At 74.3% G+C, this 13,727-nt stretch carries 15 protein-coding genes; 6 read left to right on the plus strand and 9 right to left on the minus strand.

What is annotated here, in order from left to right:
- Positions 1-88: 88 nt before the first annotated feature.
- Positions 89-283: a hypothetical protein gene (locus V6D49_RS25125; protein WP_191209037.1), complete on the minus strand. Its 195-nt coding sequence runs from the start codon at positions 281-283 to the stop codon at positions 89-91.
- Positions 284-545: 262 nt separating this feature from the next.
- Here V6D49_RS25125 and V6D49_RS25130 point away from each other — a divergent pair, with 262 nt between their 5' ends.
- Positions 546-1,274, plus strand: a complete 729-nt coding sequence (locus V6D49_RS25130) for a phosphatase PAP2 family protein (RefSeq protein ID WP_340563241.1) — start codon at positions 546-548, stop codon at positions 1,272-1,274.
- A gap of 29 nt (positions 1,275-1,303) precedes the next feature.
- On the opposite strand, the gene V6D49_RS25135 is transcribed toward V6D49_RS25130, so the two are convergent.
- Positions 1,304-1,471, minus strand: a complete 168-nt coding sequence (locus V6D49_RS25135) for a hypothetical protein (RefSeq protein ID WP_340563242.1) — start codon at positions 1,469-1,471, stop codon at positions 1,304-1,306.
- A gap of 191 nt (positions 1,472-1,662) precedes the next feature.
- Complete coding sequence (locus V6D49_RS25140; RefSeq protein ID WP_340563245.1) at positions 1,663-2,025, minus strand: DUF427 domain-containing protein; 363 nt, start codon at positions 2,023-2,025, stop codon at positions 1,663-1,665.
- Positions 2,026-2,184: 159 nt separating this feature from the next.
- On the opposite strand from V6D49_RS25140, the gene V6D49_RS25145 reads away from it, so the two are divergent.
- Positions 2,185-3,426, plus strand: a complete 1,242-nt coding sequence (locus V6D49_RS25145; protein ID WP_340563248.1) for a cytochrome P450 — start codon at positions 2,185-2,187, stop codon at positions 3,424-3,426.
- On the opposite strand, the gene V6D49_RS25150 is transcribed toward V6D49_RS25145, so the two are convergent.
- Genes V6D49_RS25150 through V6D49_RS25170 form a run of 5 tightly spaced genes read right to left on the minus strand, consistent with a single transcriptional unit; the run spans position 3,386 to position 7,570 of the window.
- Positions 3,386-4,672, minus strand: a complete 1,287-nt coding sequence (locus V6D49_RS25150) for a cytochrome P450 (RefSeq protein ID WP_445330599.1) — start codon at positions 4,670-4,672, stop codon at positions 3,386-3,388. The two genes, V6D49_RS25145 and V6D49_RS25150, sit on opposite strands and share 41 nt — an antisense overlap.
- Positions 4,669-5,277 (minus strand): GTP-binding protein, encoded by a 609-nt coding sequence (locus V6D49_RS25155; protein ID WP_340563250.1) that lies wholly within the window; start codon positions 5,275-5,277, stop codon positions 4,669-4,671. Before V6D49_RS25155 ends, V6D49_RS25150 begins: the two co-directional genes overlap by 4 nt.
- Positions 5,258-5,614, minus strand: a complete 357-nt coding sequence (locus tag V6D49_RS25160; protein ID WP_340563253.1) for a DUF742 domain-containing protein — start codon at positions 5,612-5,614, stop codon at positions 5,258-5,260. Before V6D49_RS25160 ends, V6D49_RS25155 begins: the two co-directional genes overlap by 20 nt.
- A complete protein-coding gene (locus tag V6D49_RS25165) occupies positions 5,611-6,030 on the minus strand; it encodes a roadblock/LC7 domain-containing protein (RefSeq protein WP_340563255.1) in 420 nt (139 codons plus the stop codon). The genes V6D49_RS25160 and V6D49_RS25165 overlap by 4 nt, the downstream gene beginning before the upstream one ends.
- Positions 6,017-7,570, minus strand: a complete 1,554-nt coding sequence (locus tag V6D49_RS25170) for a sensor histidine kinase (RefSeq protein ID WP_340563258.1) — start codon at positions 7,568-7,570, stop codon at positions 6,017-6,019. Before V6D49_RS25170 ends, V6D49_RS25165 begins: the two co-directional genes overlap by 14 nt.
- A gap of 747 nt (positions 7,571-8,317) precedes the next feature.
- Between V6D49_RS25170 and V6D49_RS25175 the strand changes: the two genes are divergently transcribed.
- Positions 8,318-9,172 (plus strand): SigB/SigF/SigG family RNA polymerase sigma factor, encoded by an 855-nt coding sequence (locus V6D49_RS25175; RefSeq protein WP_340563259.1) that lies wholly within the window; start codon positions 8,318-8,320, stop codon positions 9,170-9,172.
- A gap of 14 nt (positions 9,173-9,186) precedes the next feature.
- On the opposite strand, the gene V6D49_RS25180 is transcribed toward V6D49_RS25175, so the two are convergent.
- Complete coding sequence (locus tag V6D49_RS25180; RefSeq protein WP_340563262.1) at positions 9,187-9,561, minus strand: RNA-binding S4 domain-containing protein; 375 nt, start codon at positions 9,559-9,561, stop codon at positions 9,187-9,189.
- 100 nt (positions 9,562-9,661) lie between these two features.
- Here V6D49_RS25180 and V6D49_RS25185 point away from each other — a divergent pair, with 100 nt between their 5' ends.
- The 3 genes from V6D49_RS25185 to V6D49_RS25195 all read left to right on the plus strand — a co-directional run bounded on the left by V6D49_RS25185 (position 9,662) and on the right by V6D49_RS25195 (position 13,683).
- Positions 9,662-11,110 (plus strand): FAD-dependent oxidoreductase, encoded by a 1,449-nt coding sequence (locus V6D49_RS25185; RefSeq protein WP_340563264.1) that lies wholly within the window; start codon positions 9,662-9,664, stop codon positions 11,108-11,110.
- 402 nt (positions 11,111-11,512) lie between these two features.
- Positions 11,513-12,796: a glycosyltransferase family 4 protein gene (locus V6D49_RS25190; protein ID WP_340563267.1), complete on the plus strand. Its 1,284-nt coding sequence runs from the start codon at positions 11,513-11,515 to the stop codon at positions 12,794-12,796.
- On the plus strand, positions 12,793-13,683 hold the full coding sequence (locus V6D49_RS25195; RefSeq protein WP_340563270.1) for a hypothetical protein: 891 nt from the start codon (positions 12,793-12,795) through the stop codon (positions 13,681-13,683). Before V6D49_RS25190 ends, V6D49_RS25195 begins: the two co-directional genes overlap by 4 nt.
- Positions 13,684-13,727 lie beyond the last annotated feature (44 nt).

Below are 13,727 nucleotides of genomic sequence, written 5' to 3' on the forward strand. Positions count from 1 at the left end.
AGCGGGCGGTACAGGCAATCAGGTGATTTAACGGATCGTAGGATCGCATAAGGGTGGAACACGCCCCCGGTGCTCGCGATCGACACGGCTAGAGCGTCAGCCCCGAGACGAGGGAGGCGATCATGTTCCCGCCCGCCTCGATCCCGGGCGCCATCGTCGTCCCGGCCAGATAGAAGCCGAAGAGCGCGCAGACCAGCGCGTGGGACACCTTCAGCCCGCCCTTGCGGGTGAGCAGGAAGATCGCGATGCCGAGCAGGACGACGCTTGAGACGGACAGGGCCATGCGGAGCTCCAGGTGCGGCGGGTGGGAAGGTCGAGCACGTCGACGGAGGCGGCCGTGCCGAGGCCCCCTCAGGCTTCCCGGCGCCGCTGGCCGCCGCAATCGGGATGAGCCGGACGGCTGACCCGTGCCCTCGGGTGCGACGGACCGGGTCTTTCGACCCCACGGCACGCGCGTCGCCACGGCGAAGGGTGAAACCCCTACCACACGCGGTTACGCTCGGCGGTCAGTCCGTCCCCGACGCGACCACCGGGAGGAGCCGCCCGTGCGCCCCCGACGTCTCCTGCGGTACGCCGCGGCACTCACCCTCGCCGGCGTGGTGCTGCTCCTGCTCGTCCTGACCGGCTGGCGGCCCCTGTGGGACGCCGAGCGGGCGGTCGTCGCCGCCCTGCACCGGACGGCCGTCGGTGAACCGGGCTGGACGCACGCCAACCGCGTCCTCACCGACTGGGTGTGGGATCCGGTTACGATGCGGCTGCTGGCCGCCGCTTCCGCCGCGGTGCTGCTGGCGCGCCGCATGGTCAGGGCCGCCGCCTGGGTCGCGACCGCCACCCTGACCGGGCTCGGGGCGCAGAACGCGCTGAAGGCCCTCGTCGGCCGGGAGCGGCCCGTCTTCCCCGACCCCGTGGACAGCGCCCACTTCCACGCCTTCCCCTCCGGGCACGTCATGACGGCGACGATCGTCTGCGCCGTCCTGCTCGTCCTGGGCCTGCGGGAGGGCCGGGCCGGACGCCGGGGGCCGCAGGTGGGGCTCTGGGCGATCGCCGCCGTCTCCGTGCTCGGCGTCGGCTTCACCCGCGTCTACCTGGGCGTGCACTGGCCGGCCGACGTCGTCGCGGGCTGGCTCTTCGGCGGCGCGGTGGCAGCGGTCACGGCCGTGCCCTTCCTGCCCCTGGACCGTCGCCGACCGCCGACGCGGGGCACCGTCGGCTCCCCGGAACCCGGGTCGACGACGACCGCCCCCGGCTTCTCCTCCGAGGGGTCGGCCGGCTGAACCGTCACCGGCGGACGAGCCCGCGAGCGCTACCGGCCCCGCGAGCCCTTCCAGCCGGCGGCGCCGCGCTCGGGATGGGGCGGCGGCTCGACCGTGTGGTAGCACTGCCCGCACACGTAGCCGCCGCTCGGCCCCTCGAACACGACACTGCCGCAGTGCGCGCAGTGCATGGACGGCGCGGGCAGCGGGCTGTTCATCCGCTGGCTCCGCAGTTGTTGCACGCCCATCCCCCGTCCGGTCCCTGAATCACCACAGCCCCGCAATTCGTACAGTTCACCGTGCCCTCCTCGGTCGTGGGAGGACGTACTGACCGGTCCACGGTAGACGTGCGCGGCCGCTTCGGCCAGGGACGCTTCCCGGCGGCGCGCCGTTTGTCCGGAAACCGTGCTCAGTCCCCGACCACCTCGGCGGCGTAGAAGCACAGCAGGCCCGCGATGTCCGCCACCTCGGGCAGCGGCTCCGGGTAGGCCCACGCGACGTCGCGCTCCCCGCCGGGCAGCGACCAGTAGGACGCCGTCCCCTTGAACGGGCACACGGTGCGGGTGTCGGACGTCTCCAGCAGCTCGGTCCGCACGTCCTGCGGCGGCAGGTAGTACCGCACCGGCAGCCCCGTCTCGTGCAGCAGCACGGGGCGCCGGCTCTCCGCGACGACCTGGCCGCCGAGCTCGACGCGCACGTGCCGCTCGCCGCGCTCCAACCGGATGCGATGCCCCCCGCCCGAGGTGCCCCCGTGGTGCCCTGCTGTGCTCATGACGCCTCCCTGGTGTGCCGGACCGTGTGCGCCCCGCTGTGCGCACACCCCGCCATGGGACCACACCGACCGTGCGCGGGGCCGCCCGCAGGTGCCCTGTTCGCGGCGGGCACTCGTCAATAGCCTTGAGGGAAGGGCCCGTTCGACGTGGGGAGCACGATGGACAGCGCACCGCAGATCCCCGACATCCTGTCGCCCGCCTTCGCGGCCGACCCCTACTCCGCCTACCGGCTCATGCGGGAGCACGCCCCGCTCATCCGGCACGAGGCGACCGGCGGTTACCTCCTCTCCCGCTACGCCGACGTGGAACGGGCCTTCAAGGACCCCGGCTTCACCACGGACAACTACGCCTGGCAGGTCGAGCCCGTGCACGGACGGACGATCCTCCAGCTCAGCGGCCGGGAACACGCCGTGCGCCGCGCCCTGGTGGCCCCGGCGTTCCGAGGCGTCGACCTGCGGGAGAAGTTCCTCCCCGTCATCGAGCGCAACGCCCGCGAGCTCCTGGACGGCTTCCGGGAGGACGGGGAGGCCGACCTGGTGGGCCAGTTCGCGACCCGCTTCCCCGTGGGCGTCATCGCCGACATGCTCGGCCTCGACCGGGCGGACCACGCCCGGTTCCACGGCTGGTACACCTCCGTGATCGCGTTCCTGGGCAACCTCTCCGGCGACCCGGAGGTCGCGGCGGCGGGGGAGCGGACCCGCGTCGAGTTCGCCGAGTACCTGTTCCCGGTCATCGCCGCCCGCCGGGAGAACCCCGGTGACGACCTGCTCTCCGCCCTCTGCACCGCCGAGGTCGACGGCACCCGCATGAGCGACGAGGACATCAAGGCGTTCTGCAGCCTGCTGCTGGCCGCCGGGGGCGAGACCACCGACAAGGCCGTCGCCTCCCTGTTCGCGAACCTGCTCACCCACCCCGAGCAGCTCGCCGCCGTCCGGGCCGACCGCACGCTGGTGGACCGGGCGTTCGCCGAGACCCTGCGCTACACCCCGCCGGTGCACATGATCATGCGGCAGACGGCGGCCGACGTCGACATCGCCGGCGGCACCATACCCGGCGGCTCCACCGTCACCTGCCTGATCGGCGCGGCGAACCGGGACCCCGACCGCTACGCGCACCCGGACACCTTCGACATCTTCCGCGACGACCTCACCACCACCCGCGCCTTCTCGGCCGCCGCCGACCACCTCGCCTTCGCCCTCGGCCGCCACTTCTGCGTCGGCGCCCTGCTGGCCAGGGCGGAGGTGGAGACCGGCGTCAACCTCCTCCTCGACGCGCTCCCCGACCTGCGCCTCGCCCCGGGCCACCCGCCGCAGGAGCGGGGGGTCTTCACGCGCGGTCCCGCGCGGCTGCCCGTCCGCTTCACCCCGGTGCGGCGGCCCGCGCAGACGGCGCGGGGGTGAACCGCACGGGCAGAGCGGTCAGTCCGCGCATCCACACCGACGGCCGCCAGCGCAGCTCGCCGGGCTCCACCGCCAGGACGACGTCCGGCAGCCGCTCCAGCAGCGCCTCGATCGCGCTGCGGGCGATCACCTCGGCCAACTGGGGGGCCGGGTACGGGCAGCGGTGCTCGCCGTGGCTGAAGGAGAGGTGGGCGGAGTTGCCTGCCGCTCCCACATGGCCCTGCGGCCAGATCCGCGGGTCGGTGTTGGCCGCGGCGAAACCGAGCACCAGGCAGTCGCCCTCGCGAACGAGCCGACCGCCGAGCTGGGTGTCCCGCACCGCCCAGCGCCCGATGAAGTTCTGCGTCGGGGTGTCCAGCCACAGCACCTCGGTCAGCGCCTGGTCGATGCTCAGCCGGCCTCCGGTCAGGTCGAGCGCGAAGCGGTCGTCGGTGAGCATCAGCCGCAGCGCGTTGCCGATCCAGTTCGCCGTCGGCTGCTGCGCGGCCGCGATGACCGAGACGAGGTCCTGGACGATCTCCTCCTCGGCCAGGCCCGCCGGGTGCCCGAGCATCCGCGAGGTGACGTCGGCGCCCGGTGCGGCCCGCTTGGTCCGCACCAGGGCCTGGATGCGCTCCCGCACCCGCCCGTAGGCGGCGACCGGGTCGTCGTCCTCGGCGGCGTCCAGCGAGATGCACAGGTCCTCGGCCAGGCCGGCGGTGTCCGCGCCGCCCGGTGGCATCCCGCACATCTGGACGGCGGCCAGCATCGGCAGCGGGTGCGCGAAGGACGCCTGGAGGTCGGCCGCGCCGCGTCCGGCGAACACGTCGATCAGTGTGTCGGCGATCCGCCGGCAGGTGGTCCGCAGCTCGAACTGGTCGACCCCGCCCAGCGCGTCACTGAGGACGCCGGAGCGGCGCTGGTGCTCCGCGCCCTCGGTGAACAGCACCGAGGGCTGGTGGCCGACGAACGGCAGCAGCGGCCAGTCGGCCGGGATCGCCGGCCAGGCGTTCCAGCGCCGGGAGTCGCGCGCGAACAGCTCGTCGTGGCTGGTGACGTGGCGCACCTCCCGGTATCCGAGGACGAGCCAGGCCGGCACGTCGCCGTCCAGCAGGATCGGGGCCACCGGGCCGTGCCGCTGCCGCAGCTCCCGGTACAGCTCGGCGGGCGACTGCTGGTACTCCAGGCCGCTCAGGCGCGTCGCCTCCGCCCGTGCCGGGCACTGCGGGGGAGCCGCGAGGGGCTCGGCGGTCATGGGGTCGGTCACGTCGTCTCCCGGGCCGTGGACAGGTCGTACAGGTGGTTGACGAGCCCGATGAGCACGGACGTGGCCGACGCCCGCTCCCGGGCGTCGCAGTCGAGCATCGGCACGTCGTCGGAGAGGGACAGCGCCTCGCGCACGTCCGTCAGGCCGTGCGGCACCGCCTCCGTGAAGCGGTTCACGGCCACCACGAACGGCGTCCCGTGGTGTTCGAGGCGGTCGATGGCGTACCAGGAGTCGGCCAGGCGCCGGGTGTCGACGAGGACGACGGCCCCCAGCGTGCCGCTGAACAGCCGCTCCCAGAGGAACCAGAAGCGTTCCTGACCGGGTGCGCCGAAGACGTACAGCACCATGCGCGCGTTGAGGGTGATGCGGCCGAAGTCGAACGCCACGGTGGTCGTGTTCTTGCCCGCCGCCCCGGTGGGGTCGTCGACGCCGATCCCGGCCCGGGTCAGCACCTCCTCGGTGTTCAGCGGCCGGATCTCGCTCACCGAACGCACGAGCGTGGTCTTCCCCACGCCGAAGCCGCCTACCACCACGATCTTCAGTCCCGTGTCGGCCGTCGGGCCCAGGGGCGCCCGCGTGGCCCGGTCAGAGGTGGTGAAGTCCATCGAGCACCTGTTTCAGCAGCGCGGAGTCGGGCAACGTGGCGCGGGGCACCGGCCGGGGGTGACGGGCGGTGACCCGACGCGTCGCGAGGAGGTCGCCGAGCAGGATGCGGGTGACCGTCACCGGCAGGCCCAGGTCGGCGGAGACCTCGACGACCGCCGTCGGCCGCCGGCACAGCTCCAGGATGCGGACGTGCTCGGACTGCATACCGGGTGTCGGCTCGCACTCGCTGACCACGAGGGTGACGAGGTCGAAGCACGCGTCGTCCGGCCGGTGGCGCCCACCGGTGAGGGTGTACAGCCGGTCGGGCTCACCGAGGTCGACGGGCCGTCCGGTCATACCGTCCGGATCTCCTCGTCGGCCTGCCGGGGCGCCGCGCTGAGGTGCGCGCCCAGCTGTTCCACCAGCTCGCTCATCTGGTGCCCGACGACGCCCGGATCGGCGTCGTCGGCGGCCAGCACCGCCAGGTGGGCGCCCGCACCGGCCTCCACGATGAACAGCAGCCCGCCGTGGAACTCCGTCATCGACTGCCGGACCCCGCCGGTGCCGTCGCCGAACTCGATCGACGCGCCGTGTGCCAGGCTCTGGATGCCCGAGGCGATCGCGGCGAGCTGGTCGGCCTTGTCGACGGTCAGCTGCTCGCTCCAGCACAGCTTCAGGCCGTCCCGGCTGAGCACGAGGGCGTGCCGGGCGCCGGGCGTGCGGGTGAGGAGGTTCTCCAGCAGCCAGTCCAGGCTGCGGTCAGTCGTCTGCATCGTGGTTCCCGGGCCGGTCGCTTCCGTGGTGCGGCGACGCGGCCCGTGCCTCCAATCCGGTCGGGGGGGACGAGGGGGGCCGTCCGGCGTCGCGGAAGGCACTGAAGCGGCTTCCCGCGTCGGCGTGCGGACGACGGTGCGGTGCGGGTGCGGCGGGCGGGATGGCGGGGGGCGGGGAGCCCGACTGCGGCGCCGGGGCGCCGGGCGAGGCCGCGAGGGTCCGGCCCCGCTGCCGCTTGGGCAACCCGCCGCCGTCGGCCCCGTCGCCGCCGCCCCCGTCGGCCGGTGCGGACGCCACGCTCGGGGCGCTCGGGGGGCGGGGCCGCCTCGGTGCGGGGAACGTGTCCCACTCGCCCGCTGGCGTCGCCGCCGGAGCCGGGACGGTGGCGGCGGGCTCGGGAAGGGGCGGCTGGGCGATGAGTTCCTGGGGGACCAGCACGACGACACCGGTGCCGCCGCGTGAGGACGGCCGAAAGCTGACCGTGAGCCGGTGCTTCATCGTGAGGCGGCCGACCACGGCGAGACCGAGACGGGTGCCCTGAAGCGTCGCGAGGTCCGTGCAGCAGCCCGACACGCACTCCTCGGCACGGCGCAAGGCGGCGTCGGCCATCGTCAGACCGCTGTCCTCGATGGTGACGACGAGCCCCGCCGTGCGCTCCTCCACGTAGACGTGCACCTCGTCGGTGGGGGGTGAGAAGTTCGCCGCGTTGTCCATCAGTTCGGCCAGGGCGTGCATCACGCCCTCCGCCGCGTACCCGACGATCGCGGCCGTGCTCGTGCAGTGCAGCCGCACGCGCGGGTAGGCGGCGATGCGCCCCACCGCGCCGCGCAGGATGCGTTCCATGACGATCGGCTTGTTCCACTGACGGCTCGCGGTGCCGCCCATGAGGACGGCCAGCCGGTCCGCGAGCAGGCTGAGCTGCGCGGTGTGGTGGTCGACCGTCATGAGGTCGCCCAGGACCTCCTCGTCGTAACGATCCTGCATGTCCCTCAGCTGGGCGAGGATCGTGTTGGCCTGGGCCTGCACCCGGTCGACGGCCTTCACGGCGGCGGCCATGGCCGCCGCGCTGCGGCGCTCGCCGACGGCGATCTCCTCGGCGCACCGGCGCAGCAACCGGTCCAGCTGCGGGCTGCCGGGGCCCGGCACCCGGTCCAGCGCGGTGCCTGCCGACGCGCCGTCACGTACCTGCCGCACCACCGCCGGGAGAATGACGTCGGCGAGCTCCGCCGCGTCGTCCGCGGCCCGCGCCGCTCGGGCGCCCGCCTGGGCCAGCCGTCCGCGCAGCCGCTCGACCTCCGCCGCCGCCGCGGCCGCCGTTCGGCCCGAGCGGCGGGCCGTCACGGCCGCCACGCACGCCAGCACCGCGACGGCCGCACCGGCGACGACCGCGGTCCCCGCCGTCCACGGCCGGGCGGAGCCGGGCGCCGCGAGCGTCACGGCCGTGCCCAGCACGGCGGTCACCGCCAGCGCCCCGGCCCCGGCGAGGAGCCCGGGCCGCGCCGGTTCGAGCTGCTGACGGGTGGTCACTGGCACTGACATGCTCGGTCCTCGGTTGCTGGAACGACTGAACGCGCAGCGGTGTCGCGGGGACCGCGCCGTCCGCGCACGGTGCGTGCGGACGGTCGCCACCGCGACCGAACGTGACCCACGCGCCACACTGAGCAGTCATGCTAGCCACGCCGCGCGGCGGGGGGAGCGGGCTCGGGGGACGGCTCGCACCCACGAGTGACCTGGGACGGTTCGCCGCCCACCGGGAGCGGCCGCTGTGGTATCGACGCCCGTCCGCGCGCCCGCCACCGGCCCCGGCGTCGCACCGGGCGGCCCCGGACGCGAGAACCCGCCCGGTGCGACGGGGGATGCACACCGGGCGGGCACTGTTCTTCTTACCGCCCCCGACCGGTTCCACACCTGATCGGATGCGTCGAATTCCCGCCGTCTTCCGATCAGGTCAACGGTGCGGCCGTTCCGGGCCCGCTTCCGTGGACCGCGCCGCCGTCCGGGTGATGCCGGGCGGGACTCGGCCGCGACGCGCGGCCTGCGTTTGCGGTCGCCAGGACCCCGACGCAGAGTTGAAGAGGAGACGGCCGGCGGCACGGTCCGGTCACAGAGCGTCAAGGAGCGACGGATTGCGCTTCGGCCCGAGGCCCGCTCGTCGCCACGCAGGGTGACCACCTTCGGTCGTCCGTGATCTGCCCGTACTCCGCCGAGAAGAACTCTGCGCGTGCCTGCTCCCGCGGTCACCCGCCCATCACCGTCGCCAAGCGTGTCACTGGGAGAGCGAAGCAGATGAGCACCGTAGTTCCCCGAACGAAGCGCGCCCGCCACCCTCATGACGACGCGCCGGACACGGCGGGTGACCTGGAACGGCTCGCCTCACTGCCGCCCGGCCGGGAGCGCGAGCGGCTGCAGCAGGAGATCGTGCGGGCCTGGGTGCCCATGGCCTACCGGCTGGCCCATCGCTATCGCAACCGGAGCGAGAGCCTGGAGGACCTCCAGCAGGTCGCCGCGCTCGGCCTGGTCAAGGCCGTCGACCGCTACGACCCCGGGCGGGGCTGCGCCTTCGAGAGCTACGCCGTGCCGACCATCGTCGGCGAACTGCGCCGGCACTTCCGGGACAACCTGTGGGACCTCCACGTCCCCCGGCGGGTGCAGGAACTGCGCAACAAGGTCCGCGCCAGCCGACGGGAGCTGAGTCTCACCCTCGACCGGCGCAGCCCCACCATCGCCCAGATCGCCGAGCACACCGGGCTCAGCGAGGAGGACGTGCAACTGGGCATGGAGGCCCTGGAGAGCTACCGCACGCTCTCCCTGGACTCGCCCTACCCGCACGCCGAGGACGCCTTCACCCGCGCCGACACGCTGGGCGACTGCGAGCCCGGGTACGACCGCGTCATCTACCGCGAGTCGGTCAAGCCGAGGCTGCGCAAGCTCCCGGAGCGGGAACGCCGCATCCTCTACCTGCGCTTCTTCTGCGACATGTCACAGAGCCGGATCGCCGCCGAGGTCGGCATCTCGCAGATGCACGTCTCCCGCCTGATCAGCTCCACCTGCCAGCGCATCCGCCGCGAGGTCGAGGCCGAGACGACGCCGTCCGCCACGGGCGACGCGGCCCGGGGCGCCACCGGTGCCCGGCGCGGCTGACGGGAGGCCCGGGATCACTGGCCCCGCAGCCGGTCGAGTTCGCGGCGGTCCCGCTTGGTCGGCCGCCCGGCACCCCGGTCCCGCCGGGGCGCGGCCACGAACTGCTCCACGGGCGGCGGCGCGGGCGTGTTGTCGACGTAGGCCTGCACCGCGACCGGTGCCCCGACCCGCTTGCGCACCACCCGCACCACCTCGACGACGCGCTCCCGGCCCGCGTGCCACACCCGCACCTCGTCGCCGGGCTTCACCGATTGCGCCGGTTTCGCCCGCTCCCCGTTGACCTTGACGTGCCCCGCCCGGCAGGCGGTCGCCGCCAGCGACCGGGTCTTCACCAGCCGCACGGACCAGATCCAGCTGTCGACCCGCACGGGTCCCTCGTCTGCCGCCATACCCCGACTCTACGGCCGTCCGGGGTGGGGTGGGCATGCCCGTGGCCCCGGCGGGCAGGTTACCGCGCAGGTCGGCGACGCTACGGAGGGAACGGACGGCATGGCGGACGCGCAGCGCATGGTGGTCATCGGCGGGAACGCGACGGGCATGGCGGCCGCCTCCCACGCCCGCAGGCTCCGCACCCCGGAGGAACTGGAGATCGTCGTCCTGGAGCGCGGCGACTTCACGTCCTACTCCTCCTGCGGCATTCCCTACTGGGTCGCGGGTGACGTCGGCGGCGCCGAGGAGCTCGTGGTGCGCACGCCCGAGGAGCACCGCCGGCGTGGCCTTGAGGTGCGCATGCGGACCGAGGCCACCGCGCTGGACGTCGAGCGGCGGCGTGTGCGGCTGCGCCCCTCCGGTGCCGACGCCGTTCCCTCCGGGGATGCCTGGCTGAGCTACGACCACCTCGTGCTGGCCACCGGAGCCCGCCCCGTGCGCCCCTCCCTGCCCGGCATCGACGCCGCCGGGGTGCACGGCGTGCAGACCCTCGACGAGGGACGCGCCCTCCTGGAGGCCCTGGAGGCCCTGGAGGCCGAGGAGGAGGCCGGGGGGCGCCGATCCGGGGACGTCCCCGGCCGGCGGCGGGAGGCCGTCGTCATCGGGGCCGGCTACATCGGGGTGGAGATGTCCGAGGCCCTCGTCCGCCGGGGGTACGCGGTCACCGTGCTGGACCAGGCCGAGCAACCCATGAACACCCTGGACCCCGACATGGGTCGGTTGGTCCGCCAGGCGATGGACGACATGGGCATCTCCACCGTCACGGGCGCCGACGTCACCGCGCTGCACGCCTCGGCGGACGGCCACGTCACCGAGGTCGTCACCGGTGACGGCACGGCGTATCCGGCCGATGTCGTCGTCCTCGGCCTCGGAGTGCGCCCGGAGACGGCGCTCGCCCGTGCGGCCGGTCTTCCGGTCGGCGACTTCGGCGGGCTGCTCACCGACACCACCCAGCGGGTCCGCGGCCATCGCGACATCTGGGCCGGCGGGGACTGCGTGGAGGTGCCCGACCTCGTCGGCGGGCGCACCCGGCACATCGCGCTGGGCACCCACGCCAACAAGCACGGCCAGGTCATCGGGGCCAACGTCGGCGGCGACTACGCGACGTTCCCCGGTGTCGTCGGGACCGCCGTGAGCAAGGTGTGCGACCTGGAGATCGCCCGGACCGGGCTGCTGGAGCAACAGGCGAGGGACCTCGGACTGCGCTACGTGACGGTCACCGTGGAGTCCACCAGCCGTGCCGGGTACTTCCCCGGTGCCGCCCCGATGCACGTCAAGATGCTCGCCGAGCACCGCACGGGCCGGCTGCTGGGCGTTCAGATCGTCGGCCGGGAGGGGGCGGGGAAGCGGGTGGACGTCGCGGCGGTGGCGCTGACGGCCAAGCTCACGGTGGAACAGATGACGGCGCTCGACCTCGGGTACGCGCCGCCCTTCTCCCCGGTGTGGGATCCGGTCCTCGTCGCCGCGCGGAAGGCCACGACGGCCGTCCGCCGCGCGGTGGGCGGCTGACCCACCGCCGTGCGCCGTGCCCGCCGGGGTACGAGCGGGGCTCGGGCACGGACGGTGGGCATACCTCGCCGGTCCCGGGTACCCGGCCCGGGCCGCCGCCTCCGGGACGTCCGGAGCGGACCGCCGAGCGCCGAGGGGAAGGATCCTCATGACCCGCGCAGCCGCGCCCCGCCGTCCCGCCTCCGGGACGGACCGTCCCCGGACACGCCCTGACGGGCAACCGGACGGATGACGTGCTGAGCATTACAGTCTGAAAAGGGACTTACGGTGCTTATCGGACATGGCGCGGCACGCCGTCCGTGCCCGCCCGTACCCGGAGCTCCCGCCGAGCGGCGGCCCGGACGTCCGGCGCGGGGACGCGCCGCACGTCCCCGCGCCCCGAGGACGTGAGGACACCGACCCATGCGCATCGCCCTTCTCATCCACCACGCCTACGGCATCGGCGGGACGATCCGCACGACGCTGAACTCCGCTCAGGCCCTTTCCGAACAGCACGACGTGGAGGTCGTCTCGGTCTTCCGGCACCGCGACCGGCCCGTCTTCGACCCCGGCCCGGGCGTGCGGCTGCGCCACCTCGTCGACCTGCGTCCCGCCGGCCCCGACCACGACGGCGACCACCCCGACCACCAGCGGCCCTCCCGGCACTACCCGAGGGCCGACGGCCACTACACCCGCTACAGCGCCCTCACCGACGCCCGCATCGAGGAGTACCTGCGCACCTGCGACGCCGACGTCATCGTCGGCACCCGCCCCGGGCTCAACACCCTCCTCGCCCTGCGGGCGCCGCGCGGGCCCGTGCTCGTCGGCCAGGAACACCTCACACTGGCGTGTCACTCCCGCCGGCTCCGGCTGACGCTGCGCGACGCCTACCCCCGGCTGGACGCCCTCACCACCGTCACCGAGACCGACGCCGCCGACTACCGCAGACGGATGCGGCTGCCCGGCGTCCGGGTGGAGGCGGTGCCCAACGGCGTGCCGGAACCCGCCGTCGCCCCTGCCGACCCCGGCGCCAAGTGGGTCGTCGCGGCGGGCCGGCTGGCCCCCGCCAAGCGCTACGACCTGCTGCTGCGGGCCTTCGCCCGGGTCGTCGCCGAGCGCCCCGACTGGCGGCTGCGCGTCTACGGCGCGGGACCGCAGCGCGACCGGCTGCGCGACTGCATCGACAGTCTCGGCCTCTACAACCACGCCTTCCTGATGGGCGCCGCGCACCCCATCGAGTCCGAGTGGTGCAAGGGCTCCATCGCCGCGTCCACCTCCAGCCTGGAGGCCTTCGGTATGACCATCGTCGAGGCGATGCGCTGCGGCCTGCCCGTCGTCGCCACCCGCTGCCCGCACGGCCCGGCCGAGATCATCAAGGACGGCGTAGACGGCCGTCTCGTCACCATGAACGACGTGGGCGCCATCGCCGACGGGCTGCTCCAACTCATCGGTGACGACGACCTGCGCCGCCGTATGGGCGCCGCGGCCCGGGACAACGCCCGCCGCTACGACCCCGCGCTCGTGGCCGAGCGCTACACCGATCTCTTCACCGAACTCGCCACCCGCCGCGGACGCGGGGCCCGGCTGGGCACCGCGCGCACCACGGCGCACCGCGCCCGCGGAGCCCTCCTCAGCACCGCGTTCACCGCCCGGGACGGCCTGCGCAGAGCCCGCGCCGCCACCCGCAGCAAAGGATCCGCCGCATGACCCTCTCCCTGACCACCGACGACGACACCGGCCGCGATCCGGAGCGCTCCGCCGACCCCGGCCCCCCGCCCGCCCCGCACGCCGACTGCGTCTCCGACCAGGCGGGCGACATCACGTTCACCGTCGCCGTGCCGACCGCCGGCGGCCGGTGGGAGACGCTGCTGCTGCAGCGGCGCGGCGGCGACACGCCCGCCGACAGCGTGCACCTGCCCCTCACCGAATCCCCCGGCGGCGGCTCCCTCACCGCGACCCTCCCGCTGGCCCTGCGCCTGGCGGAGGGCCGCTGGGACGCCCACGTCACGCGGGGCGAGTCCCAGCGGACCCGGCTGCGGCCCGGGGTGAACGACCTGCGGACCCTCGCCGACGACGCGGGCCGCGCCCGGCGCACCGAGGGGGCGGTGTGCCTGCCCTACACCACCAAGTACGGCAACCTCTCCGTGCGGACCTGGCTGCGCTGGCCCCACGCCGAGGCCGGCCGCATCCACCTCACCGAGGACACCGGGACGGTGGAGGCGCTGCTCCTGGGCGCCGAACCCACCGCCCACGCCTGCCTGGAGGCCCGCGCACGGGGTCTGGACACCCCCGCGCTGATCGTGCCGGTCACCCGGCAGGACGCCTACGTCACCGCCCGGCTGGACCTCGCGGAACTCGCCGGCCGGCAGCCGGCGGACCGGGACCGCACCGAGTGGGAGCTGTGGCTGCGCCCGAACGGCGCGGGGCGTCACGCCGACGCCGACGCGGTACGCCTCGCCCGCATCCTGGACGACGTCCCCGACAAGCGCGCCGTCTACCGCTACCCGGCGGTGCGGGTCGGCCGGAACCGCACCGCCGCGTTCACGTACACCGGCGCCGGTGACCTGTCCGTGGAGGTGCACGTCCGGCCCTGACCCCGTGCCGCACGCCCCGTGTCACTCCTTCGGCCCTGGGCGGC

This window comes from Streptomyces sp. GSL17-111, assembly GCF_037911585.1.
Lineage (GTDB): Bacteria > Actinomycetota > Actinomycetes > Streptomycetales > Streptomycetaceae > Streptomyces.

Coding starts and splice junctions, on each gene's coding strand:
- V6D49_RS25145 (WP_340563248.1), top strand. CDS start 2,185: ATGGACAGCGCACCGCAGATCCCCGACATCCTGTCGCCCGCCTTCGCG.
- V6D49_RS25170 (WP_340563258.1), bottom strand. CDS start 7,570: ATGTCAGTGCCAGTGACCACCCGTCAGCAGCTCGAACCGGCGCGGCCC.
- V6D49_RS25140 (WP_340563245.1), bottom strand. CDS start 2,025: ATGAGCACAGCAGGGCACCACGGGGGCACCTCGGGCGGGGGGCATCGC.
- V6D49_RS25135 (WP_340563242.1), bottom strand. CDS start 1,471: ATGAACAGCCCGCTGCCCGCGCCGTCCATGCACTGCGCGCACTGCGGC.
- V6D49_RS25180 (WP_340563262.1), bottom strand. CDS start 9,561: ATGGCGGCAGACGAGGGACCCGTGCGGGTCGACAGCTGGATCTGGTCC.
- V6D49_RS25185 (WP_340563264.1), top strand. CDS start 9,662: ATGGCGGACGCGCAGCGCATGGTGGTCATCGGCGGGAACGCGACGGGC.
- V6D49_RS25165 (WP_340563255.1), bottom strand. CDS start 6,030: ATGCAGACGACTGACCGCAGCCTGGACTGGCTGCTGGAGAACCTCCTC.
- V6D49_RS25175 (WP_340563259.1), top strand. CDS start 8,318: ATGAGCACCGTAGTTCCCCGAACGAAGCGCGCCCGCCACCCTCATGAC.
- V6D49_RS25155 (WP_340563250.1), bottom strand. CDS start 5,277: ATGGACTTCACCACCTCTGACCGGGCCACGCGGGCGCCCCTGGGCCCG.
- V6D49_RS25190 (WP_340563267.1), top strand. CDS start 11,513: ATGCGCATCGCCCTTCTCATCCACCACGCCTACGGCATCGGCGGGACG.
- V6D49_RS25195 (WP_340563270.1), top strand. CDS start 12,793: ATGACCCTCTCCCTGACCACCGACGACGACACCGGCCGCGATCCGGAG.
- V6D49_RS25125 (WP_191209037.1), bottom strand. CDS start 283: ATGGCCCTGTCCGTCTCAAGCGTCGTCCTGCTCGGCATCGCGATCTTC.
- V6D49_RS25160 (WP_340563253.1), bottom strand. CDS start 5,614: ATGACCGGACGGCCCGTCGACCTCGGTGAGCCCGACCGGCTGTACACC.